This is a genomic window from Marinomonas posidonica, assembly GCF_043643765.1.
Lineage (GTDB): Bacteria > Pseudomonadota > Gammaproteobacteria > Pseudomonadales > Marinomonadaceae > Marinomonas > Marinomonas posidonica_A.
Genome location: NZ_JBHZSP010000009.1, coordinates 125348 through 149372, shown reverse-complemented (window position 1 = coordinate 149372; position 24025 = coordinate 125348). Strand labels below are relative to the sequence as shown.

At 43.5% G+C, this 24025-nt stretch carries 20 protein-coding genes and 1 riboswitch; of the genes, 10 read left to right on the top strand and 10 right to left on the bottom strand.

The genetic code is table 11. The features are described 5' to 3' along the window. Window positions 1-69: 69 nt before the first annotated feature. Both ACHUFM_RS11870 and ACHUFM_RS11865 read right to left on the bottom strand, forming a co-directional pair. Window positions 70-948: a SphA family protein gene (locus ACHUFM_RS11870; RefSeq protein ID WP_394182455.1), complete on the bottom strand. Its 879-nt coding sequence runs from the start codon at window positions 946-948 to the stop codon at window positions 70-72. A 161-nt stretch (window positions 949-1109) separates the two neighbouring features. Continuing rightward, on the bottom strand, window positions 1110-2516 hold the full coding sequence (locus tag ACHUFM_RS11865) for an aldehyde dehydrogenase family protein (RefSeq protein WP_394182454.1): 1407 nt from the start codon (window positions 2514-2516) through the stop codon (window positions 1110-1112). A 435-nt stretch (window positions 2517-2951) separates the two neighbouring features. Here ACHUFM_RS11865 and ACHUFM_RS11860 point away from each other — a divergent pair, with 435 nt between their 5' ends. Together ACHUFM_RS11860 and ACHUFM_RS11855 are read left to right on the top strand one after the other, a co-directional pair. Further along, on the top strand, window positions 2952-3473 hold the full coding sequence (locus ACHUFM_RS11860; RefSeq protein ID WP_394182453.1) for a MarR family transcriptional regulator: 522 nt from the start codon (window positions 2952-2954) through the stop codon (window positions 3471-3473). Between the two features lie 287 nt (window positions 3474-3760). Next, window positions 3761-5251, top strand: coding sequence for a methyl-accepting chemotaxis protein (locus ACHUFM_RS11855; protein ID WP_394182452.1), 1491 nt, complete (start codon window positions 3761-3763; stop codon window positions 5249-5251). A gap of 121 nt (window positions 5252-5372) precedes the next feature. Here the strand turns inward: ACHUFM_RS11855 and ACHUFM_RS11850 are convergent, their stop codons facing one another. After that, window positions 5373-6536: an alpha-hydroxy acid oxidase gene (locus ACHUFM_RS11850; RefSeq protein ID WP_394182451.1), complete on the bottom strand. Its 1164-nt coding sequence runs from the start codon at window positions 6534-6536 to the stop codon at window positions 5373-5375. 214 nt (window positions 6537-6750) lie between these two features. Continuing rightward, window positions 6751-7626: an alpha/beta fold hydrolase gene (locus ACHUFM_RS11845; RefSeq protein WP_394182450.1), complete on the bottom strand. Its 876-nt coding sequence runs from the start codon at window positions 7624-7626 to the stop codon at window positions 6751-6753. A gap of 94 nt (window positions 7627-7720) precedes the next feature. Between ACHUFM_RS11845 and ACHUFM_RS11840 the strand changes: the two genes are divergently transcribed. Continuing rightward, the gene (locus ACHUFM_RS11840) at window positions 7721-8311 is read left to right on the top strand and encodes a CGNR zinc finger domain-containing protein (RefSeq protein WP_394182449.1); all 591 of its coding nucleotides are present in this window, start codon (window positions 7721-7723) and stop codon (window positions 8309-8311) included. Window positions 8312-8435: 124 nt separating this feature from the next. Here the strand turns inward: ACHUFM_RS11840 and ACHUFM_RS11835 are convergent, their stop codons facing one another. Beyond that, window positions 8436-8840 (bottom strand): RidA family protein, encoded by a 405-nt coding sequence (locus ACHUFM_RS11835; RefSeq protein ID WP_394182448.1) that lies wholly within the window; start codon window positions 8838-8840, stop codon window positions 8436-8438. Window positions 8841-9000: 160 nt separating this feature from the next. On the opposite strand from ACHUFM_RS11835, the gene ACHUFM_RS11830 reads away from it, so the two are divergent. Further along, window positions 9001-9588 carry a TetR/AcrR family transcriptional regulator gene (locus tag ACHUFM_RS11830; protein ID WP_394182447.1) on the top strand — a complete coding sequence of 196 codons (588 nt, stop codon included), beginning with the start codon at window positions 9001-9003 and terminating at the stop codon, window positions 9586-9588. Between the two features lie 153 nt (window positions 9589-9741). After that, on the top strand, window positions 9742-10407 hold the full coding sequence (locus tag ACHUFM_RS11825) for a class I SAM-dependent methyltransferase (protein ID WP_394182446.1): 666 nt from the start codon (window positions 9742-9744) through the stop codon (window positions 10405-10407). Between the two features lie 128 nt (window positions 10408-10535). Here the strand turns inward: ACHUFM_RS11825 and ACHUFM_RS11820 are convergent, their stop codons facing one another. Both ACHUFM_RS11820 and nspC read right to left on the bottom strand, forming a co-directional pair. Then, window positions 10536-11774 carry a saccharopine dehydrogenase family protein gene (locus ACHUFM_RS11820; RefSeq protein ID WP_394182445.1) on the bottom strand — a complete coding sequence of 413 codons (1239 nt, stop codon included), beginning with the start codon at window positions 11772-11774 and terminating at the stop codon, window positions 10536-10538. 34 nt (window positions 11775-11808) lie between these two features. After that, window positions 11809-12906 (bottom strand): carboxynorspermidine decarboxylase, encoded by a 1098-nt coding sequence (nspC, locus tag ACHUFM_RS11815; protein WP_394182444.1) that lies wholly within the window; start codon window positions 12904-12906, stop codon window positions 11809-11811. A gap of 248 nt (window positions 12907-13154) precedes the next feature. Here nspC and ACHUFM_RS11810 point away from each other — a divergent pair, with 248 nt between their 5' ends. Beyond that, complete coding sequence (locus ACHUFM_RS11810; RefSeq protein ID WP_394182443.1) at window positions 13155-13733, top strand: NnrU family protein; 579 nt, start codon at window positions 13155-13157, stop codon at window positions 13731-13733. Window positions 13734-13826: 93 nt separating this feature from the next. On the opposite strand, the gene ACHUFM_RS11805 is transcribed toward ACHUFM_RS11810, so the two are convergent. Next, window positions 13827-15740, bottom strand: coding sequence for a methyl-accepting chemotaxis protein (locus ACHUFM_RS11805; protein ID WP_394182442.1), 1914 nt, complete (start codon window positions 15738-15740; stop codon window positions 13827-13829). 224 nt (window positions 15741-15964) lie between these two features. On the opposite strand from ACHUFM_RS11805, the gene yegD reads away from it, so the two are divergent. Further along, window positions 15965-17329: a molecular chaperone gene (gene yegD, locus ACHUFM_RS11800; protein ID WP_394182441.1), complete on the top strand. Its 1365-nt coding sequence runs from the start codon at window positions 15965-15967 to the stop codon at window positions 17327-17329. A 37-nt stretch (window positions 17330-17366) separates the two neighbouring features. After that, a complete protein-coding gene (locus ACHUFM_RS11795) occupies window positions 17367-18437 on the top strand; it encodes an FUSC family protein (RefSeq protein ID WP_394182440.1) in 1071 nt (356 codons plus the stop codon). 60 nt (window positions 18438-18497) lie between these two features. On the opposite strand, the gene ACHUFM_RS11790 is transcribed toward ACHUFM_RS11795, so the two are convergent. Beyond that, window positions 18498-19889 carry an EAL domain-containing protein gene (locus ACHUFM_RS11790; protein WP_394182439.1) on the bottom strand — a complete coding sequence of 464 codons (1392 nt, stop codon included), beginning with the start codon at window positions 19887-19889 and terminating at the stop codon, window positions 18498-18500. Window positions 19890-20273: 384 nt separating this feature from the next. After that, window positions 20274-20499: riboswitch (cobalamin riboswitch) on the top strand. Between the two features lie 60 nt (window positions 20500-20559). Here ACHUFM_RS11790 and ACHUFM_RS11785 point away from each other — a divergent pair. Further along, a complete protein-coding gene (locus ACHUFM_RS11785) occupies window positions 20560-21231 on the top strand; it encodes an energy-coupling factor ABC transporter permease (RefSeq protein WP_394182438.1) in 672 nt (223 codons plus the stop codon). Between the two features lie 35 nt (window positions 21232-21266). On the opposite strand, the gene ACHUFM_RS11780 is transcribed toward ACHUFM_RS11785, so the two are convergent. After that, window positions 21267-21866: a TetR/AcrR family transcriptional regulator gene (locus tag ACHUFM_RS11780; protein ID WP_394182437.1), complete on the bottom strand. Its 600-nt coding sequence runs from the start codon at window positions 21864-21866 to the stop codon at window positions 21267-21269. A gap of 123 nt (window positions 21867-21989) precedes the next feature. Here ACHUFM_RS11780 and ACHUFM_RS11775 point away from each other — a divergent pair, with 123 nt between their 5' ends. Next, window positions 21990-24011 (top strand): oxidoreductase, encoded by a 2022-nt coding sequence (locus ACHUFM_RS11775; protein WP_394182436.1) that lies wholly within the window; start codon window positions 21990-21992, stop codon window positions 24009-24011. The last annotated feature ends 14 nt before the right edge of the window (window positions 24012-24025 follow it).

Genomic DNA, 24025 nt, shown 5'->3' with positions numbered 1-24025 from the left:
AAATTAGGGAGAAAGTGATCTTGTTAAAACCTGCCCCATCACCCTATTTTCGGTGACGGGGCGCCGCTTCTAGTGACTAAAAACTTTGAGCGGGATAATGGCATTAAGCCAAATACGCTCTCCGCCACCAGAGCTTTTTGTCTCCAAGCTTTTGGTGTACATGGCATTCAGGTTGATCGGACCAAGCTGTTTGGTGATGGAAAGACCCGCACCAGAGGATTCGACTCTCTCATTGGTGAACCCGCCATAAGCGTTGTTAGGGTTTTCATCGTCTTCGATTTGCTTGCGTAAGAACCCAACTAAACCGATACTTAGGTCTTCCCCAATGTCTTTCATTGCCGTTAGGTTCAGGTGTGTTTCGTCACCTGATTTATAATCATTATCTTCGTTTGCTTCATTGGCGAAATACATTAGATGTGCTGAGGCATTCCAGCCATTACGCAGATAACTGATGCCAACGCTTGGTGAGAAAGACCAAAAGTTTTGCCCAGCATTGACTAACTCTGTGGCACTCCAATCCCCTGGGCTATATGCGCTAAACCCAGCGTTCATATAAATATCAGGTGATACCTCCCAAGAAATATCTATTGGTCGGATTTCTATGCTGCCGAGCCCTGAGTTTGACGCATTCGCTAAACCCATAGGCGTTGCGATATTTTTACTTTCAATATCAATAAAGGGGATGGATAGAAAGGCTCTATATTGACCGCCTAACACTTTATTACCAGGGGTAAGTGCAAATTGGAAAACGGTGTCTTTTAGGTCTATTGTGGTGGCGGTTTTGTCGCCATTGGCATCGTAAAAATGCTGAGATGCCACCCCTGATCGGCTACTGAAGAAAAGGCCGTCGACTGGCGTTGGTGCGGCGATTGGAACACCGATAGAAGCACCATCTGGAATGGTAGGTAACACACTCGGTTCACGGGCCGAGACATTTCCTGTATACATGGCGCTCATAAGGAGAGTGCTGAATCCGAAGGTGAAATTGATTTTTGTTTTTATATTCATAATTTTGTAATCCCACGTTTTATTTTTATTTGATGTTTAATTACTTTCTTTCGTATGCCTGTTAATAAGGCGCTGCAACCGATACAAAAACTGTCAAAGCATTATGCAAAGATGACTTGTATATCGGTATTTTCGAACAGTCCCTCTTCTCCGAATTCGACACCAATGCCTGATTTTTTTATTCCTCCAAAGGGCGCATTGGGTTGAATGGCTCCATGGTTATTTATCCATACTGATCCGCACTCCATACGCATCGCCAAAGACTTCGCAGCGTCTGTATCAGAAGACCAAATTGAGCCGCCAAGACCAACATCAAACTCATTAGCAAGAGCAAGGGCTTCGTCGATATCTGAATAGCGAATGATGGGGAGGGCTGGACCAAACTGCTCTTCAGCGACTAAGGCATTACTATTGTCTAGTTCAGTAATAATGGTTGTATTAAAGAATTGTCCCTCACCAGATTCCCCGCCGAGTAATACTTTGCCGGACGCCGCTCCCTGAGCAACCAAATCAGACACTTTTGCATGCTGATTTATTGTGGTTAATGGTCCTAATAAGATGCCATCGTCCATGCCATTGCCCATTGGTATGGTTTTAGCGAGATTTAGCAGTGCTTCGCATACGGCATCGTGCACACTGTCATGAACATACAGCCGCTTCATGCAGGCACATGTCTGTCCTGAGTTGATAAAAGCCCCCCAAAACAACCCCTCAGCGATGGCTGTCGGATCGACATCAGGTAAAACGATTCCGGCATCATTACCACCTAGTTCCAATGTCAAGCGCTTCATGGTGGTTGAAGCACCTTGCATGATTTTTTCCCCCGTTGGCGTGGAGCCAGTGAAGACAATTTTGCGAATGTCCGGGTGTTGCGCCATAGCAGCGCCAATGTTGGCTTCCTGATCGTCAGAAGTGACGATGTTAAGCACGCCGGCAGGTAAAACCTCATTCATAATTTGTACGGCTAACAGAGTAGATAAAGGGGTGAAAGGGGAGGGTTTGATAACAACAGTATTGCCTGCACGCAATGCTGGCATGATGTGCCAGATTGCTATCATCAAGGGCCAGTTCCATGGGGTGATGGAGCCAACCACGCCCAGAGATTTGCGATGCAATTCGACACGGCCTTCATTGGTATCTTGTAGAACCTTAACGGGCATATCCAGACTGGCGGTATAGCGAGTCCATGCGACCGCGGCACCGGCTTCAAAGTTGGAGCCAGGGCCAGCCAAAGGCTTGCCTTGCTCTTGAGTGATTAGTTGCGCGAGTTTTTGTTGGTGGGTTTCTAATTGAATCGCAAGTTTATCAATGGCGGCTTTGCGATCCGCATCGGATAATGCTGACCATGCAGGGTAGGCGAGTTTCGCTGCCGAAACAGCACGGTCTAATTCATCAATTGTTGAGTTTGCGACTGAGCCAATGGCTTTTCCCGTAGCAGGATTGAAAACGGCAAATGAATTTTGCCCCATAACCTGACGGCCGTCGATTATCATGCCTAAATCAAGCATATCGTTCTCCAGAATGAATTTTTATTTTTATTTTTTTGTTGGATACGCTGTTCGCAGTCATTTATCGAGACATTATGTTAGTCCGACTAAATAGAGCGAAAATTGCATACAACTGACTAAAAGATAAACAAGTGATGTTGCATGTGCAACTATTTTGTTGCGTGTGCAACATGACTTTATGATTCATAAATTTAATTTATTAATAATTTCAATAAGTTAATTAGTAAAAAAAATGCATAGCTTGTATGAAGGTTTGCAGAGAGAAGAATTAAATAACGATGAATCTGAAGGATTTTTAGAAGGTTATGCATAAACAAATAGCTTGCAGTATTGACAGAACCCCCTTTGCTTAAGCCCATCTACCGACTTGAGCTACTACATCTTTTAACTTATGCTGTGGATCAATTTACGACATAAATTATTGCAGCTGATTTTATGAAGAGTACGGAGTTTTCCCTATTACCTGATGACTTTTTCCTAGTGGATGTGGAAGATGACGACACGAAAGAAGCGTATAAAACACTCAGTCCCTCGCATACTCCAGTCATGTTGTTGTCATTCGCTGCCAGTAAGTTTACAGAGGATGCGTCTAATTATTTTAAGCAACTCTTTGGCCTTGGTGGTGTTGATTGGCGAATGCTGTTTTTATTGGCTCTTCGACCAGGAACTACGGCGGCTGAAGCGTCTAAAACCTTTGGTGTCGACAAAGGTACAGTGAGTAGAAGTGTTAGCCGTTTGACTAAGGGAGGCTTGATTGTTTCTGGGGACCTTCATGCAAATGGGCGTAGCAGAGGCCTTTCTCTAAGTTCTTCTGGTCGAGAGATGCATGATCAACTTCTTACCGCGACGTTAAATCAGCACCACTTTCTTATGAAAGGTTTTGATGAAGCAGAGGTCAAGGTATTTTGTGATTTCTTATTACGATTCACCGCTAACCTTGAAGATCTTAGCAAATAAAATACCTCAAAATCAGAAAGTACTTTTAACGTACCACTAAAAATGTTGGCTTAGAATTGCCAAGCGTTAATCTTTGATAAACGAAGTTAAAAAAGATTCTTCCATGAAATAACGATCGTGGTTCATTCCTAATGTCTACTTTATAACTCAGGTAAATTCAGTGTTTTGTTACGTAACGACTTCAGTGTATCTCAATACGGAAGCCTCGAAATTGATTACGTGGTCGAGGAGTCTTGTATATAATTCATTGAGTTATATCTTTTAATCTGGCTGTTGTGGTGATGGTAATGACTCATAATCGAGTATTGAAAAACGATTTTTTTATTTATTGTGGCTTGTTAGTTCAAGTCCCAGTCCTCGCTATCAGCGGCATGGTGGGGGAAAAACTGCTTGGCTTTAGTTTAGTATCCGCCGTGTTTGTGTTGTTTGCTACACAAATAATCTACAGCCTATTCAAGGGGAAGTTGATCTTTTCAACCCTTTCGGCCGTGCTCATGATGTGCGTGTCATCCTTGCTGATCCAAAGTCAGTTGGGGTTGGTTGAAATGCATTTTCATATTTTTGCCACCATGGCGATCTTTTTGATTTATCAAAAATGGCAGCCAATTATCGCCGCTTTGTTAACCACTGCGGTTTACCATATTGGCTTCATGTTTGTGCAAATGAACGGTGTTATGTTAGGTGATATGCCAATCACTGTGTTTGCTGGTCATCATAGTATGTGGTTGATGTTAGTGCATTGCTTGTTTGCCGGTGCTGAAGCTGGTGTATTGATTTACATGGCATATTTGATGAGCAAAGAGAGTTCTGCTAACTACAAAATAGCCGATGCTATTGAAACCATTTCAGCGACTAGTGATTTGACAGTTCGTGTGGCTGGACCTTCTTCCAGTGCAGAACATTCATTAAACGCTTTACTGGATCGTCTGTCCGGTTTGTTTGTGGAATATCAGCGTATCGCAGAAGTCTTGGTTAGTACTAGTAAGTCGATTCATGATACTGCCGATGAAGCGAATACCAGTACCTATGAAAGTAAGCAACGCTCACAATATTCTGCAGAGTCAACGGAAAGTGTGGCAATAAGTATGCAGGATGTTGCGGAAAGCAGTCGTGCTTCTGCTGACATTGTGGGCGCGTTGGAGAATGAAACAGTACAAGACAGTGAAAAAGCACTCACTATCATGAAAGATACAGAGTTGTTAGAGAAAGATATCAGCCAAGTTGCCAATCATCTGCAAGCTCTAACGGAAGATGTAGGAGCCATCACTCAATTACTGGAGTCGATTCGAAGTATTTCCGAACAAACTAACTTGTTGGCATTGAATGCCGCAATCGAAGCCGCTAGGGCTGGGGAATCTGGACGAGGCTTTGCTGTTGTGGCCGATGAAGTTAGAACCTTGGCACAACGCTCAAGCGATTCGACAGATCAAATTGAAGCGGTATTAGATCGTCTAAATTACAGTGTCAGCCAGACGGTTTCCTCTATGGAAGCGGGTAAAGCCAGAACCAGTGTGAATGTGGAGCACGCTTTGACTATGTCAGAGGGGTTGATGTTGCGCTCGAAAAATGCCGGTGAAGTGTCTTCTTCAAGCAAGGATATTGCGGATGAAATCATTGCGCAAGAGCAAGTGATTTTGTCTATTAATGCCAAAATTCGTGAAAACTTCCAAGCTATTGAATCTTTGTCTCATCTGATGAATGACCTAGCTGAGAAAAGCGATGAAATTGCTCGAGTGACCCATGATTATCAAACTAAAGCGCAAGCCTTTAAGGTTTAGAGCGTTACCAACGGCGTCCGCTTAGACGACATATAATCGCGAAATGAAGAAGGCCCGACTTGTTAGCAAGTTGGGCCTTCTTAGTTAGGGTATATTGATTAAGTTTTATTTCCCAGAGACCTTACGTGAAGTGGCGGAATTGTTCATGTTGGAACACCACGTCGTCGCGGCTGATGTCCTTGATGTCTCGGTGGCCGATGAAGGCCATGGTGAGTTCGGCTTCTTCGTGGAAGATTTCCAACATACGGGTGACGCCCGTTTTGCCCATGGCACCAAGGCCGTACACCATAGGACGGCCCACCATCACGCCTTTGGCACCTAAAGCCTTGGCGCGAATGATGTCTTGGCCACTGCGAATGCCACTGTCGAGCCATACTTCAAGTTGATCGCCAACTGCCGCGACGATTTCAGGTAGCGTACTAATCGAAGAACGAGCGCCGTCCAGCTGGCGACCACCGTGATTGGATACAACGATGGCATCGGCGCCCAATTTGACGCATTCTTTGGCATCGTCCACTTCCATGATGCCTTTAATAATGAGTGGGCCTTGCCAAAGGTCACGGAAGTAGCGGATGTCTTCCCAGCTTAGCTTGGTATCAAAGGACCCCGCTGTCCATTTCATCAGATCGTTCATGTCGTCCACGCCGGTGGCACAGCCCTGAATGTTACCAAATTCTCGATTGCTGGTTTTTAGCATGTTCATTGCCCAACGAGGGCGGCGAGCAATGTCGAGCAAGTTTGGAATGGTTAATTTCGGCGGCGCTGTCATGCCGTTTCTGTGGTCCGCATGGCGACGGCCAATCATTTGCAAATCTAATGTTACGACCAATGCAGAGCAGCCGGCGGCTTTGGCTCGATCGATCAGTTTCTTGGTGAACTCACGGTCTTTCTGTACATAAAGTTGGAACCAGAAAGGCGATTGGGTTTTGGCGGCAACGGCTTCAATGGAACAAATGCTCATCGTTGATAAGGTAAAAGGCACACCAAATTCTTCGGCGGCTTGGGCAGCGAGAATTTCACCATCAGCATGCTGCATGCCCAATAAGCCAACAGGTGCTAAGGCTAGAGGCATTTTAGCATCATGTCCTACCAGTCTAGTGGCGAGTGAGCGTGGTTCTAGATCTCGCGCTACTCTTTGACGAAACAAAATATGATCGAAATCTGAGGTATTTAACGCCAGAGTTTGCTGTGTCCATGAACCTGACTCGCAATACCCTTGAAACATCTTAGGAACGCGTTTGTGATATAAGCGTCGTAAATCATTCAATTCGCAAATCAGACTCATGTATTTTCCTTATGTTGGTCGACTTTTAGGTGTTTATGTTAGCAGTTCTTAGCAGATAACGGCAGATAGCTTGTTTAATGTCGGTCAATCAAGATGGGGAATTTTGATTTTAGCGTTTCTAATCCTTCTCTCATGTATTAACTGGCCTGAGAGAAGGGGAATAAGAGGGCTTTTAAAGGTTTTTTATTTTTACCTTCAATTTTAGAAATCTGGGTTACAACAAGTGTTGCTCAAGAAATTCCCTAATGACAGGGATAATGTCCGAGCCATGGGTTTCTAAAGCAAAATGCCCCGTGTCGTAAAAACGAATATCGGCCGTTGGTATGTCTCGCAGCCATGCTTTTGCGCCCTCAGGTAGGAAGTAAGGGTCGTTTCCCCCCCAAACGGCTAACAAAGGGGGTTGTTGTTCTCTGAAATAGTTTTGGAATTTTGGGTAGTTTTCCACGTTGGAAGCATAATCTAATACTAGATCCAACTGAATGTCTGCCATTCCCGGTTTGGTAATTTGATGCCCTTCTAAAGTATAACCGTCAGGCGAGACTAGGCTTGAGTCGCTTACACCTGTGAGGTATTGCAACTTAATTTCCTCTGCAGTCGGAAAGCGACTGAGTGCAGCGCGATTTTCTGACGTTGGATCCTTCCAATACTGTTTGATTGGAGCCCAACCCTCGGCTAATCCTTCTTCATAAGCATTACCATTTTGAGAGACGATGGCACTGATATGCTCTGGCTGTTCGATTGCTAATCGCCAGCCAACCGGAGCACCATAGTCATGCACAATAATCGCATAGCGACTTAGATTGAGCTGTTTTAAAAAAGTTTTAATGGTGTTCGTTATATTTTTAAAGGTGTAGTCATACTCATCTTTTGAAGGGGATTCGGTAAAGCCAAAGGCGGGTAAATCTGGAGCGATCACATAGAAATGTTTGGCTAATTCAGGAATTAAATCTCTAAACATATAGGATGATGCAGCGAATCCGTGGAGCAATAATACGCAGGGATTGGATTGCTTTCCTGACACACGATAAAACAGGTTTACGTTACCAACGGTCTCGTAGCGATAATGTACTTGAGTTGTCTTGCTATTCATAAGAAATACCTTGTAACCATTAAATTTTATTTTTGAAGGTTATTTCTTGTTGTGGTAACCTGTCAAGATTAATAATTACGGTTACAGTATCTTTATGACAATAGATTGCCAATCACGATTTCATTTTATTGCCAATAATGTGGCATTAGACTTTATAAATACCTGTTATGGTGTCGATGATCATCATGAAGAGTGTCTTACAACTGATGACAGTGTTGTAACTTGGCTGAGGCTTGCTGGATTATTGCCTGCTTCCTTTTCAACAGTGCCAAAAGGTTTACTAGAGCGAGCTGTTGCGTTACGTCAGAATGCGAGCGACGTGCTTCAAGCGGTATTGTCTAATCGTCCCAGTGACCCTAAATTGATTAATGACATATTGGTTAATGGTCGCCCTTATCAGCAATTGCGTTGGCAGGCTCATGATCAAGAGTTTGTAGAGGTCGAAATACAAGAAAACCATGATGCTGATAGTTTGTTGTATCCCATTGTCGATGCATTCGTTAAATTGTTATGTGGCGCGCAGTTACAGTATGTTCGTCAATGTGAGGCAGATAATTGCGTTTTAGTCTTTGTGGATACGACGAAATCACATCGACGTCGTTGGTGTAGTATGGCGTTATGTGGTAACCGAGCGAAAGTGGCTGCCCACCGTAAGAAACAGGCTGATGCCAATGCAACATCATAGTGCTTGTTCGCCGTTAACGTTTCTAGTTTCTGGGGGATGTTTAAAAAAAGGTCTTGCAAGCAGAATTACTGAAGTATAAAGGAGCCCTTTATTTTTCATAAAGGCACCTTTATACAGTGAGGCTTTATTTTGCTGAAGGTACTCTGGCAATCACTTTAATTTCAAAATCAAAGCCTGCAAGCCAGTTTACCCCTACGGCAGTCCAATTTGATGGTGGTGTCGTGTTGAATTGTGTCTGTTTAACTTCCATTATGGCCTCAATTTGTTGCTCGGGGTCAGTATGAAAGGTTGTTACATCAACAATATCTTCAAACGAACACCCTGCAGCCGCTAAGACGTTTTTTAAGTTCTCGAATGCTAGCGTTACTTGTTTTTTGAAATCGGGTTCAGGACTGCCATCTAGTTTACTGCCGACTTGCCCTGATACAAACAACAGATCACCAGATTTCATGGCTGCGGAATAGCCATGAGCTTCATAAAGAGCATGGCGTTCAGAGGATTTTGGTAAAATGGCTTCGCGATTTGACATAAATAGACTCCATAAATTTGTTTAAAGGTTTTATAGGTGTGTATTGAAAGTGATTTTTGATCAGGGTCTCTTTTTCAATATACGGTTCGTATGTGATAATATTTCAAATACACGGCGTATGTCAAATTAACATACGTTGTGTATGCGTTAGTGGTGAAAAATGAATAAACGACAAGAAAAAATGGCGGAAACGCGAATCAAGTTAATTCAAGCAGCGCGTCAAGCCTTTGCTGAAAAAGGCTTCGCTGCTGCGTCGATGGATGACTTAACATCCCATGTTGGACTGACGAGAGGAGCCTTATATCATAATTTTGGAAGTAAACTCGGTTTACTCGCTGCTGTGGTGGATCAACTTGATTCAGAGATGGCTGCAAAGGCGAAGGTAAAAGGCGATACCACGGAAAATGACTGGGAAAGTTTATTGTTAGAGGGGGCTGCCTATATTGAGATGGCACTTGACCCCGAAATACAGCGAATTGTGTTGTTGGACGGCCCCGCATTTCTTGGTGATCCTTCACAATGGCCGAGTCAGAGTAGTTGCCTTCAATTTACACTGGAAAAAGTTGAGCGTCTCATAAAAACGGAGGTATTAAAGACGATTGATGTGGAAGCCGCATCAAGGTTATTGAATGGCGCAGCTTTAAATGCAGCGCTTTGGGTTGCTGCCAGTGATCATCCAGAAGAGGTGTTACCCAAAGCCACAGAGGCTTTCAAAGCACTCTGTAGTGGGTTAATTCGTAAGGATTAGTGAATGAAATGACATATTGCTACGAGGTCTGATGACGGCTCAGTTTTCTCTTAACAGTATGGAATACTGTCACTGTATAGAAATGCGTAAGGGAAATTGATTAGTACTTTTGTTCTTTTATTGTGGCTCTAAAACCTTTTCGGAGTTCTAAACATGAAAAGTAAAAATAAAGTATTTGATGCTGGGAATTACGTTACTCGTCTAGAAAAACAGATTCCAGGCTTACAAGACTTATATCGAATTGTAGCCCTGCTTTTAGCGGAATCCTTACCTGATGATGGAGAAGTATTAGCGTTAGGTGCAGGAGGCGGCGTAGAGTTAAAGGCGATGCGCCAAGAGGGTAATAATTGGCGCATGATGGCAGTGGACCCTTCTGTTGAGATGATTGATCAGGCAAAAATCACTTTAGATCATCAATTAAGCAACATTCACTTCATTGAAGGCTACCTAGATAGTGCACCAAAAGGTCCATTTGATGGAGCTACAGCACTTCTAGTCATGCACTTTTTAGATCAGACATTAAGGCTTACAACACTTAAAGGCATTCATGAGCGACTAAAACCTGGAGCGCCTCTTGTCGTATTTCATCATAGCTTTGCTTATTCTGACGCAGATAAATGGTTGAATCGGTATGCGGATTTTCAAATTAGCCAAGGGGCCATTTTAGGTCGAAATCGGTCAAATATTGTCCAGATGAAAGATGTATTGCCGGTTTTATCGCCAAGTGAGGATGAAAGTCTGCTTTATGAAGCGGGATTTGAAAGAGTGGAACTCTTTCATTCGGTCTTGTCATTTAAGGGTTGGATAGCTTATGCATAAGGTAATTTGATGCTTAGGGAAGAGGGATATTAGAGTCACACTGCCTTTGAAGAAAAGCCCTCGGAGAGTGATCTCTGAGGGCTTATATGGCTACATTGTTCGCTGTTTAAAAAGCGACAGGCAATGACTTAAAGCGTGAAAGGGCGGTCGCCGTTTTCGTCTTTAATGCGGGTTGGCAGACCCATGTCGTTCAACAAACCTAGGAAAGGTTTTGGGTCTAGCTGTTCAACGTTGCGCATTTCTTTGGCATCCCAAGTACCGTTGGCCACCAAAATGGCTGCGGCAACCGGTGGCACACCAGCGGTGTAAGAAATGCCTTGGCTGCCCACTTCGTTGTAAGCGTCTTTGTGATCGGCCACGTTGTAGATGAAAACTTCTTTTTCTTCACCGTCCTTGATGCCTTTCACCACATCGCCAATGCAGGTTTTACCTGTGTATTCCGGTGCCAAAGAAGAAGGGTCTGGCAATACCGCTTTAACCACTTTTAATGGCACAACTTCTAGGCCTTCTGCGGTTTTGACTGGTTGCTCAGACAAGAGTCCCAAGTTTTTCAATACCGTAAAGACGTTGATGTAATGCTCGCCGAAGCCCATCCAGAAACGCACATTTGGTACGTCTAGGTTCTGTGATAACGAGTGCACTTCATCGTGGCCGGTCATGTACGCGGTTTGCTTACCTACGACAGGTAGGTCATCGGTACGGCTGATTTCAAACATTTTGTTTTCTTGCCACTGGCGGTTTTGCCAAGAGTAAACTCGACCAGTAAATTCACGGAAGTTGATTTCAGGGTCAAAGTTAGTGGCAAAGTATTTGCCGTGGCTACCCGCATTGATATCGATGATGTCGATATCGCTGACGCTGTCAAAGTAGTCATTGTAAGCCAATGCAGCATAAGCATTGACGACACCTGGATCGAAACCAACACCAAGGATGGCGGTAATACCATTGTCTTTACAACGTTCACGGCGTTGCCATTCGTAGTTGGCGTACCAAGGTGGCTGTTCACAGATTTTTTCAGGTTCTTCGTGGATCGCCGTGTCTAGGTAAGCGGCATCCGTTTCGATACAGGCTTCCAAAACAGACATATTAATGAAGGCAGAACCGACGTTGATGACGATTTGAGATTCGGTGTCTTGAATCAATTTCACAGTGGCTGGCACGTCTAGAGCGTCTAGGGCAAATGCTTGAATGCGGCCTTCGACTTTCATACTGCCTTTGTCTAGGACACTGGCTACAATATCGTCGCATTTCGCAACGCTACGTGAAGCAATTGCGATATTGCCCAGTGTGTCGTTGTGTTGAGCGCATTTGTGAGCGACCACGCGCGCCACGCCTCCTCCACCAATAATGAGGACATTTTTTTTCATAGTAACACTCTCTCCAAAAATTGAGTCTGTAGAGTTAAGACAGATTCTGTTCAAAGTCTTGATAGTCGAATTCTCTTACGAGTTCGATGCTGCCATCCAGTTGGCGTATGGCTATGGATGGCATTTTGACGCCATTAAACCAGTTTTTCTTCACCATGGTGTAGCCCGCAGCGTCTTGAAAAGACAAGCGATCTCCCACCTTTAGAGGTTTAGTAAAGTTGAATTCCCCAAAAATATCACCTGCAAGACAGGATTTACCACACACCATGTATTTGTGCTCACCGTCGTTCGGCAGCATTTTGGCGTTTTCACGATAGATTAATAAGTCCAACATGTGGGCTTCAATGGAACTGTCGACGATGGCCAAATTTTTGCCATTGAATAAGGTGTCCAGCACGGTCACTTCAAGGGTTGTGCTCTTAGTAATACTGGCTTCACCTGGTTCAAGATAGACTTGGATGTCGTATTGTTCGGCAAAGGCTTTTAGACGTTGGCAAAAACGCTCCAGTGGGTAGTTTTCCCCTGTAAAGTGAATGCCACCACCTAAGCTCACCCATTTGACCTGTGCGATAAGATGACCAAAACGTTCTTCGATCAAACTCAGCATCTCATCAAAACGCTCAAAGCTGTCGTTTTCACAGTTGTTGTGGAACATAAACCCTGAGATGTCATTGATTACCGTACTGATGCGCTCAGGATCCCATTCACCTAAACGGCTGAAAGGGCGAGCTGGGTCGGCAATGATAAATTCCGAGGTACTGACTTGTGGGTTAACGCGTAAACCGCGAGTTTTTTTTACGCTAATGTCTTTAAAGCGATTGAACTGACCAATTGAGTTGAAAATGATCTTGTCAGAGTGGGCCAATACGTCTTCGATTTCCTCGTCAGAGTAAGCCACACTGTAGGCATGGGTTTCCCCTTGGAAGCGAGTCTTACCCAATTTTACTTCGTATAAAGATGAAGAGGTGGTGCCATCCATATACTCTTGCATCAGGTCAAATACAGACCAAGTTGCAAAGCATTTCAACGCTAATAAAGACTTGGCGCCAGAGTTTTCACGCACATAGGCAATCTTCTCTAAATTCTTTAATAAAGCCGCTTTGTCTATGAGGTAGTAAGGGGTTTTGATCATGGCACCAGCTCGATTGTAAAAAAGTCGGTATTCTAGCAAACAAGTGAGGATTTTCTAGCTTTCTGGCTGTCTTTTAATGGCTTTTTAACGTCATTTAGCGGTTTTTTCTGCCCTCAATACTAATGTGCGATTTTTGTGCAAATTTAGTCGTTATCCTTATTCAGTGATCTGCTTTATAATCCTGTTCGTTTTTTGCTATAGGCTAGGTGGCTTTAATAGCGAGTGGGGATAATGAGAGGGCATGTTTAATGTTGATGTTAGTTGTGGGTTTGGTGATTTTTATCTGCGTTCATTCGATACGTGTAGTGGCGCCAAACTGGCGTGAGGTTCACCTTGAGAAAACGGGCTTAGTACAATGGCGTACGCGTTTTATTTTGTTGAGCGTGTTGTCGTTAGCGTTGATTGTTTTGGGTTACCAGAAAATGCGTCTTGAGCCTATCTGGTTGTGGTTCCCTCCGATCGTTGTTCAGCATATTTCCTCCTTAGTGATGTTAGTGGCTTTATTTGCCCTCGGATCGGCAATGGTGCCAAAGACAACGTTAAAATCTAAAATGGGTTATCCGTTTTTAATCTCTGTTAAACTGTGGGCGTTTGCGCATTTGATGAGTAATGGCACCTTGGCGGACGTGATTTTATTCGGTAGTTTGTTGGTTTGGTCTGTGGTCAGTTTTGCGGTTTATCGACGTCGTGATCGTCGCAACGGGGTGATACGTGAAGACGGTGGTGTGCAATATAACCTAGTGGCTTTTGTTTTCGCGATGGTGTCTTGGTTTGCTATTGTGTTCTTTTTGCACAAAGTCGTGATCGGTGTGTCACCTTTGGTTTAAGTCTTTATTAGATCAATAAGAATTAGTGATCAAAAAAATGCCTGACAGTAAATAACTGCCAGGCATTTTTATTTGAGCAAACGGAATGAGTGATTAGGTTCGAAAGTGATTGATGTTTTTCATCATATCATCCGAAAGTGTTTTTAAGTCTTCAGCGCGGGTTGCACTCTCTGAAGCCAGTATAACCAACTCAGTGGCGCTCTGCTGAATGTCGGTTGTGTTTTGATTCACTTCTGCAGTAACACTGGTTTGTTCCTCTGTTGCTGTGGCGATTTGCGCAGCACGATCGTTGATCATAGCAACAGATTGTTGGATTTTGTCTAGGCTGTTTTTCGCTTCATTAACATCCAATACACTGCTTTCGGCTTTGTTGTGACTCAGTTTGATTTTACCTACAGCGTCTTTCGTAATGCCTTGAAGTGACTCAATCATGGATTGAATCTCTTCAATGGAACTGTAAGTGCGTTGTGACAAGACGCGAACTTCATCTGCGACGACCGCAAATCCTCGGCCTTGTTCTCCTGCTCGTGCGGCTTCGATAGCGGCATTCAGCGCCAGTAAATTCGTTTGCTCAGCGATTCCTGAGATGGTGGTTAGGATAGTATTAATACCATCGGCGTTTTGGCTCAAGTTATTAATAACGTCTGCAACCCCCTCTATGTCAGAGGCCAAAGCGCGGATACTGTTTTGGCTTTTCAAGACTTGTTGCTGTCCTAAATTACTTGCGTTCACTGTTTCATCGGCATTATTAGCGGTGTTAGTGGCATTGCTAGCGATTTCTTGTGTGGCTTGTGCCATCTGATGAATGGCTGTGGCTACCATGGAAATATTGCCTTGTTGCTCTTCCAGTTTTTGAGCGCTTTGTTGCGATGAACGATAAGAGGCATTAGCTTGGTCGGATAAATCTATACCGATTTTTTTCAAGTGAGAAATGGTGGTTTGTAGTAGGGCCACGAAATGGTTGAAGTTGTTGACCAGTTCTGCAATTTCGTCTTTAGAATGGGTTGTTAAGCGCTGAGTAAGGTCTCCATTTCCCTGAGCGATTTGCGCCATACTTTCAGAAACACGTCGTAAGTCTTTTAATAAAATACGCGAAATTTGCATGACGACGAGAGAGACTAGGACCAATAAAATAGCAACGGCAATGAGGATGTTTATACCCAGTTTGTAAAGTGGGGCATCTAGGGTTTTTTGATCCATCATTAATCCTAATACCCAAGGGCTGTTCTTAATTTTACTGGCGTACATTAAGACATCTTGATTTTGGATGGTTAGATGGGTGAATTTAGAGGTACGTCGGGCATCATTTAAAAAACTTGCTGTTAGAGTAGGGGACAACTCAGTCGCCCCTTTTAGAATAAGGGATTTGTTAGGGTGTGCGATGATTTTTCCGTTACCATCAAGTAAAATACTGTAGCCAGCGCCAAGTACATTCATGGCTGTGATTTTATCCAGTAAATCGTCTAAGAATACTAAGCCGCCAATGGCACCTTTAAATTGGCCATTTATCATAATGGGTTCAACAAACGTCATTGAGAGTTTTTTCGTTGACGAAGAGATATAAGGCGCGGTGACATAAGCAGACTTTTTGGCTTTGGCGTCTTTGTACCAGCTGCGAACTCGTGGGTCATAATCAGCACTATTCAACGCAGGGTCGTGACGATACATAGCGCCATTTTCAAGCCCTAAAAACGTCATGCCAAAGCTCAAACTACTCTGTGCTTGTTGCAATATGTCGAGAATTTGTTGTTCGTTAGCCTGCGGGTCGGCCACTAATGCTCGTTCAATTTTTTGTTTGACGGCCTTCATTGTGTTTGAACGATCATCGGACCAAGCGTTGATATATGTAGAGATAGAGTCGGCTTGTGAAGTGGCTTCTGATTTGATCCCAGCGTCACTACTTGTGGTGAAATCATAGAAGGATACGCCACCGACTCCAATTGCGATAATAACGGCAACGATTATAGCTTGTAACATGATTTTGCTTTGTAGTGAAAGGTGCATCATCTGCTCCTAGGTAGTTAGTATGTTATCCATAAAGACTAAATTTATGGTGGTCTCAGCATTGTTCCTTTGAGCGTTTTTTATTCTTTCGCTGCGTTTGGCTGGTTTATTTTTAGAATGTCATTGACGCATTTAATTGTTAGATCTGCTTAGCTGACAGTCCATTCTCTCTATGTTATCGTCCGCTGTTTTTGAAACGTTAGTGAATATAAGGTCAGGTTTATCAAATGATTTGTGGCTTCGATTATGGCACATCTAATTGCGCAATGAGTGTTATGTCAGAGAACGGAGCTCGTTTACTTCCTTTGGAAGAGAACAACGCGTTTCTGCCATCGACGTTATACGCACTCGATCGAGACTTAATAACGGAATCCGTTGGCCATAATATGCTTGATGAAGCGCAACGCCAAGCCTTTCTTAATGATAGGCAAGCCGCTTTGTTGCGAGCGCAGCGAGTGCGTCGAGAAGAGGATGTAAGGTCGGACGATCAAGTCTTGTTTTTTGGTCGAAAAGCCTTTGCGGAATATTATGATTTTCCAGAAGAGGGCTATTTTGTTAAATCGCCAAAGTCTTTTTTAGGCGGGTCGGGTTTACGTCGTGAACACATTCATTTCTTTGAGGATGTGGTGGCGTGCATGATGCAGAATGTTAAACGAAAAGCCGAAGCAGCATTGGGGCAGCGTTTGATGCGAACTGTCATTGGTCGGCCTGTTAACTTTCAAGGAATCAATGCTGAAGCCAGTAATCGTCAAGCCCTTGATATTCTGACAACGGCCAGTAAACGAGCTGGGTTTGAGTTTGTTGAGTTCTTATATGAGCCGATTGCTGCAGGGTTAGATTTTGAAACCAGGCTTGAGCAAGACAAAACGGTTTTAGTGGTCGACATTGGCGGTGGTACGACGGATTGTGCCATGGTCAGAATGGGACCAAGTTATGCTGAAAAATTAGACCGTAAAGAGGATTTTCTGGCCCATACTGGTGAGCGTGTTGGGGGAAATGATTTAGACATACGCATTGCGGGTAAGCATTTTATGCCATTATTTGGAATGGATTCGCGACTTAAAACCGGACTACCAATGCCGACGCAATTGTATTGGAATGCCGTGACTACCAATGATGTGTCGGCTATTTCTACCTTCAATAGTCAGCAAACTCAACAACAGATAGAAGAGTTGTTACGAGATGCTGAGCGCCCTGAATTGATTTCTCGTTTTGCTCGATTGCGAGAAGATAAGCAAAACTTTCATATTGTTCGTAATGCGGAAGAGATGAAAATAGCGCTTTCAAATGCGTTATCTCATCAAGTGTCATTGGATTACATTGAAGCTGATTTGGGGTTAAGTTTGTCTCGTGAAGCCATGGCCAAATCCATCGCGCCGCCGTTGCAGAAAATGTTATCTCTAATGACCGAAGCCATTGAGCAAGCCGGGGAACAACCTGACCTCATCTATATTACCGGCGGTTCAGCGCAATCCCCTGTTATTCGGGCTGCCATTGAAGCTGAAATTGGTCGTATTCCTGTGGTGGATGGCGATCATTTTGGTAGTGTGGCATCCGGGTTAAGTGTGTGGGCCGAGCGAATTTATCGTTAATCCGTTCATTCAGTCAGATCAATAAAGGAGTGTTTCATTGCTGAAGTCAATTAAAGAGCAAGTAGGAAGTCTGTTTTCATGGAGTGAAGTGAAGCGCCCTTGGCATATTGCGGTCGTGGCGGCGATTTGTGTAGGGATTCCTCCTCTTATTGGTGCGGCATTGGGTCAGTTCGCCATTGCTACTTTAGCCAGTTTGGGGGCCATGGTGATTCTATATTTACCGAAAACTCGCACGGCACATCGTATGGTGACCATGGCGATGTGTTCATTCGGCTTTATGTTGTGCTTTAGTGTCGGGGCTTTGTCGAGTTTTAACCCGTATACTGCGGCTTTAGCCTTGGCTATTTTATCCTTCGGTGCCATCGTGATTACTCGATATTACTGTTTGCCGCCGCCAGGGAGTTTCTTCTTTATCTTAGTATCGGCATTGGCCATTTACTTACCATTTGATTTGGCTAAGCTGCCAGCCAATGTCGGAATGGTCGCTTTGGGCGGTATGCTGGCATGTATTATTGCTTTTATTTACAGCTTAATGACAGGAGCAAACGATCTGCCTCACAGTCAATTTGAAACCGATCCTCGGGTGAATGCGATTTTACTGGAAGGGTTTTTAGTCTCTTTTTTCATCGGTTTGTCTTATTTGATTGCCATGTGGTTGCAGTTAGCCAATGCTCTTTGGGTCCCTATCTCCTGTGCCGCGATTTTGCAAGGGGCGACCTATCGCATGATTTGGCATCGAAATGTGCATCGAATCATAGGCACTGTGATTGGCATGGGGTTGGCTTGGTGTATTTTTTCCATTCAGCCAAATTACTGGCATTTGGCTTTGTTCATGTTTGTGTTTCAGTTTTTAATTGAGGTTTTTATTGTTAAAAATTACGCTGCGGCGGTGATTTTTATTACTCCTTTGACTGTGATTATGGCGGAATTCACCAGTGCCAATATGTCGACTGATATCTTGTTGCAGCACAGGCTATTGGACATTTTTATTGGTAGTTCCATTGGCATCATTGGCGGGACTATTTTCCATCGTACGTCTTTGCTTAAGCGCATAGAAGGGAGAATGAACGAGCGTCGTTCTCTGTCTGGACGTCGACCGCCTAAGTAATCATTTCCTCTTAATAGAAGGGGTTTTCTATTATCAAGTTGTATCCTATTCGGTTTTTTATTAAGCCATCCCGGCTTTTTGCGGTTTGCCATAGAACCAGCCTTGATGATAACGCACATCAAGGCTGGTTAATCTATCTTGGTCTTCTTTGTCTTCTACGCCTTCAATGATGCAGGGGATGTTGAGGGTTTTGAAAATTTCAATGAAAGGCACTAAAAACTCACCATTTTTTGATTTAAGAATGCTCTTGTCGATTTTAATGAAATCGAAGTCAAACTCGAAAATGTAAGAGAAATTCGAAAAGCCAGATCCAAAGTCATCCAAAGCAAAACGGTAACCTAGCTCTTTGAGCATTTTTATGGTCATTTGGATTTTCTCTCGATTGAGAAACAAGTCCTCGTCTTCGGTAATCTCAATGATGATCTCTTGTCGTGCAGCCGCATCAATGGCGGCTAAATAAGCCATCATTTTACTGTTTACCAAATGCTTAGCAGAAAGATTGATTTGAAAATTTTTACAACGAAAATGGCTGCGCTCTGTCGAAAGTTTATCCAGTTGCCATAAAGTATGGTCAACATAAAGATTGTGTTTCTTGATGCTGTTAATGATGCCAGCTGCGTGTTCTTGATCTTGACAGCGAGTGAAAATCTCATAAGAAAAAACAGAGCCACTCTGAGAATCAATAATCGGCTGGTAGACATTAAAAAATGTATCGGAATAGATTTTGCGCTTTAACCTTTTTTTGTCAGATAAGAAGATTAAAAAAGGAATCGAGACAAATTGGAAAAACAAAAACGACAACACAAAGATAGAAAGATAGAACACATAAGACGCGCTCAGGTCTTGTTTGTCTTGGTAACTGTAATAAAGATTGCTTATGAATTCAGAAGGCAATTCCGCTTCGTTGTTTTTGAGGTTTATCCCTTTGGGCTGGGTATCGATCTTGATATTTTGCAGTAAATTATCAATGGATGAGTGTTTGATTAAAGCATTGAATTCAATGTCTTGAGTTGATTTCTTGATTACATAAATTTGTTCATTATACAAATTAGAGATGTGTGGACCTGAAAATTTGAATCCTTCATGAGGTTCAGGGTTACGAACTTGAATCTCACTTTCGCCCCATGAGCTGCAGGTTAACGTGCCTCTACTATTACCTTGTTTCACAATACCAATTTCGATCACACCATCAATATTAAAAATAGACTTTCGCATGAAGTTTAGAACATCAGTATTGCATTGCCCTTGATAGAGGTCTGATGTCTGATTTAGCACCAGAGAAATGGAATGGAATAAATTCTCTAGAAAGGCGATTTGTTTTTCGTTATTTTGCGCCAGTTCAACGGAAGCTTGTTGAGAGAGTCGCTTGCTTTCCGCTTCTCCTAAAAAGAAGGCTAAGCCAAACGAACACAGTAAACTAACCAGTATGATCTTCACTTTCCTATGTGGCATGCTAACTCGCAAATTTAATCGCTATTGTAGAATGTAAATTTTAGTGGCTAGCTTTGCGATGAAATAGTGTCTTTTTGTGAATGGCATTAAGATTCAAGTAAATATCATTTATATATTTGTTGTACGCTTTTTCTTGTTTTTTTAAAATATTCATAAAATCAAAGTGTTAAGATTTTATGAATGATTGTTTCTGGTGCTTGAATGATCATCTAGAGATGATTCAGAGTACAAATTGATAACGAAAAATTACATCTTGTTGTCTCAGTGGCTGAATAATGACAAGGTTTTTCTCCTAAATAAGAATAATGCTGATTCAAAAATTGCCTAATGAGAACAGAGGCAGTAGTCTCTTTGGCGTACTCTGGCACTTAATTGAAGTGCGTCAGAGTAATGGATTATGAAGGTGTCATGTCGCATCCTAACAGCAGGCGACAGAGTAAACGGGAAACAGGTACGTGAAAACTAAGCCTGTGCTGCCCCCGCAACGGTATGTTTAAGCTTTGGTTAACGGATTCAATTGCACTGCGAAGGTGGGAAGGAGTTGAGTCGTGAATGTTGATCGATCGATAGGCTAACAAGTCCGGAGACCGGCCTTCATAGAGAGCGTCTATATAAGTAGACACTGATTTAGCGCATACGGGTGAGTGTGTTGCATATTAGGAGATAAAACATGCATATTGAAGCGGGCGTTGTTGACGGCGCCAAGATGTTATTGAGTTATGGTACTGCATTGGCAGCAGCGGGATTAACCCTCAAGTCGGCGGTGGAATTAATTAAACAGTCCGGTTTGTTCTCTCTATTGGGAAGAAGCCTGATGACCAGTTTGTTGGTTTTGTTCTTTTTTGAAGTACTGCCTCATCAGGCCGTTGGGGTGTCAGAAGTTCACTTTATATTAGGCTCGACCTTATTCCTCATATTTGGTCCGGCTGCGGCGGCCATTGGTTTGGCATCAGGTTTATTAATTCAAGGTGTGTTTTTTGCGCCGTTTGATTTGCCGCAATATGGTATGAATATGACGACCTTATTGTTGCCATTGTTTGCCATGTCCATGGTAGCGGAACGAATCATTTCACCTAATACGGCCTACGTTGATATTTCTTATAAACAAACGTTGCAGCTGTCACTTATGTATCAAGGTGGTATCGTGGCGTGGGTGGCTTTCTGGGCTTTTTACGGTCAAGGCTTTGGTGCAGAAAACTTTAGTTCCGTTGCTAGCTTTGGTGTGGCCTATATGAGTGTTGTGTTATTGGAACCTGTGTTGGATCTGGCGGTGTTAGCTGGTGCGAAGACACTAGATCGCTTCAAACAATCCCATTTATTTGAAGCGCGTTTGTTTCATTAAGTTTATGCGTCAAACCCTTAATTACATTTGAGGGTTCAATGAGTTGAGCGGCATAGATTTTTGATCATTTGGTCGACCATGCCGCTTAAATCTTCTTTGTCTAAGTAAATCCCATCTAGATAGAATCTCGCCAATCCATGCAGGCTAGCCCAAGTTGTTTGGCCAATTCTCAGAGCACTATTGTCCGCAGGTAAGATGTTTTCCTGTTGTAGCTTCTCTACCCAATCAATCCAGGTTTTAAAGGTTTGTCGCGAGGCAGCGACTAAGCTGTCGGTCGGAGTGCCAGCTTTCCAGATGACCCGTCCATACATTAGATCATAAGTTTCACTGTGTTGTTGTGCGTATTCTAAGTAAAGGTGTACATACTGTTTAAACAGGTCTGCTGTGGGTAGCGTTTTTTTGAGTAGCTGACAAAGCAGTTCTTCCTGTTCGTAAAAGCCTTTTTCCGCTAAGGCGCACAGGAGGGCATTTTTATCTTTGAAGTGATGGTAGGGAGCCATTCGCGATACGCCAACCACATCGGCCAGTTTGCGCATGCTTAAACTTTCTACGCCATGTTCTTTGATTAAACTGGAAGCGGAATCCAGTAACGACTTGGTGAGATCACCATGATGATATTTTTTTGAGTTTGTCATGTGATGATTATTATCTGGCTAACTTGACAATGTCAAAATGAAAACTTATCTTGACGGTGTCAACATTGCTGGCGGGCAGCTGCAATGGTTAAAATTTAAGCCAAAATAATAAGAGAGTCGCTTATGAGTCACGCAACTTACCCACATTTATTTCAGCCTTTGGATCTTGGTTTTACTCAACTAAAAAACCGTGTGCTAATGGGCTCAATGCATTTAGGACTAGAAGAGGTCAAAGGTGGCATTGATCGTATGGCTGCTTTTTATGCAGAGCGTGCTCGAGGTGGTGTCGCCTTAATTGTAACAGGTGGTATTGCGCCAAATGCTGAAGGTGTTGTGTACGCAGGGGCGGCGGTCATGGCGTCTGAAAAAGATGTCGCAGAGCATCAGATCATTACCAAGGCTGTGCATCAAGAAGGCGGTAAGATTTGTATGCAAATCTTACATACAGGTCGTTACTCTTATAATCCAAAGTTGGTGGCGCCATCTGCTATTCAAGCCCCGATCAATCCTTTCAAACCAGAAGCTCTGACTGATGAAGGCATTGAAAAGCAAATCAATGACTTTGTGAATGCCGCTCAATTGGCGAAGCAAGCAGGCTACGACGGCGTCGAGATCATGGGGTCAGAAGGCTACTTCTTGAACCAATTTATCGCCGCTCGCACCAATCAGCGTGAAGATGAATGGGGTGGGGATTATGAAAAACGTATTCGTCTGCCCGTTGAAGTCGTGCGTCGTGTACGCGAAGCGGTTGGTGCAGAATTTATCATTATTTACCGCTTGTCTATGCTGGATCTTGTTGAGGGCGGAAGTACGTTAGAAGAGGTGGTAGAGCTTGGTTTAGCGATTGAAAAAGCCGGTGCAAGTATCATCAGTACTGGAATAGGTTGGCATGAAGCACGTGTACCAACTATTGCGACAAAGGTACCAAGAGCGGCCTTTACTTGGGTGACCGCTAAGCTAAAAGCGTCGTTAAATGTTCCTTTGGTGACCTCGAACCGTATTAATGCGCCAGATGTGGCGGAAGACGTGTTAGCTCGAGGTGATGCGGATATTGTTTCGATGGCTCGGCCTTTCTTGGCGGATCCTGAATTTGTGGTAAAAGCGCAGGAAAATAGGGCCGACGAGATCAATACTTGTATTGGTTGTAATCAAGCTTGTTTAGATCATGTATTTGCTAACAAATTAACTTCTTGTTTAGTGAACCCTCGTGCATGCCATGAAACCAAATTGATTATTGCCCCTGCAGAAGAAAAGAAACGCATCGCTGTGGTTGGTGCAGGCCCTGCTGGTTTGGCGTTTGCTACAACCGCGGCTAAGCGTGGTCATGATGTAACCTTGTACGATGCTGCGAATGAGATTGGTGGGCAGTTTAATATTGCTAAGCGCATTCCAGGTAAAGGCGAGTTTTATGAAACCTTGCGCTATTTCAAACGTCAGGTGGCATTAACTGGGGTAAATTTACAGTTGAATACCAAAGTGGATGCGCATTTTCTGAATCAGTCTGATGTGGACGAAGTGGTATTAGCCACGGGGATTTTGCCTCGTACTCCAGGTATTGATGGTATCGATCATCCAAAAGTGTTGAGTTATCTCGATGTGATGGATGGTCACCCAGTTGGTAAGCGAGTAGCCGTTATTGGTGCTGGTGGTATCGGATTCGACATTTCGGAATACCTTATTCATGCCGAAACTTATAAAACCCAGAAGATCGAAGACTTTATGTCGCAATGGGGTGTGGATATGAGTTTGGGAGCTCGTGGTGGTGTTGAAGGTATGACACCAAAATTTGAACCTGCCGAACGAGAAATTTTTCTGCTGCAACGTAAGAAGAGTAAAGTCGGGGCGAATCTAGGCAAAACCACAGGCTGGATCCATCGCACCGAATTGGTTAAAAAAGGCGCAACTTTGTTGTCCAGTTGTGAATACCACAAGGTTGACGATCAGGGCTTGCATTTGTCTGTAGAGGGCAAAGATCAGATACTGGATGTGGATAATGTGATTATCTGTGCTGGACAAGAATCGAACCGCTTATTGGAAGCCGGATTGAACAAGCCGATGCATTGGATTGGTGGTGCGAGTGTGGCATCTGAGTTAGATGCCAAGCGGGCGATAAAGCAAGGTACAACTCTCGCCGCTAGCATTTAAAAAAGCTTGCTCTC

Bases quoted from the DNA above. Each gene is read 5' to 3' on its own strand.
- ACHUFM_RS11870 (WP_394182455.1), bottom strand. From the start codon at position 948: ATGTATACAGGAAATGTCTCGGCCCGTGAACCGAGTGTGTTACCTACC.
- ACHUFM_RS11865 (WP_394182454.1), bottom strand. From the start codon at position 2,516: ATGCTTGATTTAGGCATGATAATCGACGGCCGTCAGGTTATGGGGCAA.
- ACHUFM_RS11860 (WP_394182453.1), top strand. From the start codon at position 2,952: ATGAAGAGTACGGAGTTTTCCCTATTACCTGATGACTTTTTCCTAGTG.
- ACHUFM_RS11855 (WP_394182452.1), top strand. From the start codon at position 3,761: ATGACTCATAATCGAGTATTGAAAAACGATTTTTTTATTTATTGTGGC.
- ACHUFM_RS11850 (WP_394182451.1), bottom strand. From the start codon at position 6,536: ATGAGTCTGATTTGCGAATTGAATGATTTACGACGCTTATATCACAAA.
- ACHUFM_RS11845 (WP_394182450.1), bottom strand. From the start codon at position 7,626: ATGAATAGCAAGACAACTCAAGTACATTATCGCTACGAGACCGTTGGT.
- ACHUFM_RS11840 (WP_394182449.1), top strand. From the start codon at position 7,721: ATGACAATAGATTGCCAATCACGATTTCATTTTATTGCCAATAATGTG.
- ACHUFM_RS11835 (WP_394182448.1), bottom strand. From the start codon at position 8,840: ATGTCAAATCGCGAAGCCATTTTACCAAAATCCTCTGAACGCCATGCT.
- ACHUFM_RS11830 (WP_394182447.1), top strand. From the start codon at position 9,001: ATGAATAAACGACAAGAAAAAATGGCGGAAACGCGAATCAAGTTAATT.
- ACHUFM_RS11825 (WP_394182446.1), top strand. From the start codon at position 9,742: ATGAAAAGTAAAAATAAAGTATTTGATGCTGGGAATTACGTTACTCGT.
- ACHUFM_RS11820 (WP_394182445.1), bottom strand. From the start codon at position 11,774: ATGAAAAAAAATGTCCTCATTATTGGTGGAGGAGGCGTGGCGCGCGTG.
- nspC (WP_394182444.1), bottom strand. From the start codon at position 12,906: ATGATCAAAACCCCTTACTACCTCATAGACAAAGCGGCTTTATTAAAG.
- ACHUFM_RS11810 (WP_394182443.1), top strand. From the start codon at position 13,155: ATGTTGATGTTAGTTGTGGGTTTGGTGATTTTTATCTGCGTTCATTCG.
- ACHUFM_RS11805 (WP_394182442.1), bottom strand. From the start codon at position 15,740: ATGATGCACCTTTCACTACAAAGCAAAATCATGTTACAAGCTATAATC.
- yegD (WP_394182441.1), top strand. From the start codon at position 15,965: ATGATTTGTGGCTTCGATTATGGCACATCTAATTGCGCAATGAGTGTT.
- ACHUFM_RS11790 (WP_394182439.1), bottom strand. From the start codon at position 19,889: ATGCCACATAGGAAAGTGAAGATCATACTGGTTAGTTTACTGTGTTCG.
- ACHUFM_RS11785 (WP_394182438.1), top strand. From the start codon at position 20,560: ATGCATATTGAAGCGGGCGTTGTTGACGGCGCCAAGATGTTATTGAGT.
- ACHUFM_RS11780 (WP_394182437.1), bottom strand. From the start codon at position 21,866: ATGACAAACTCAAAAAAATATCATCATGGTGATCTCACCAAGTCGTTA.
- ACHUFM_RS11775 (WP_394182436.1), top strand. From the start codon at position 21,990: ATGAGTCACGCAACTTACCCACATTTATTTCAGCCTTTGGATCTTGGT.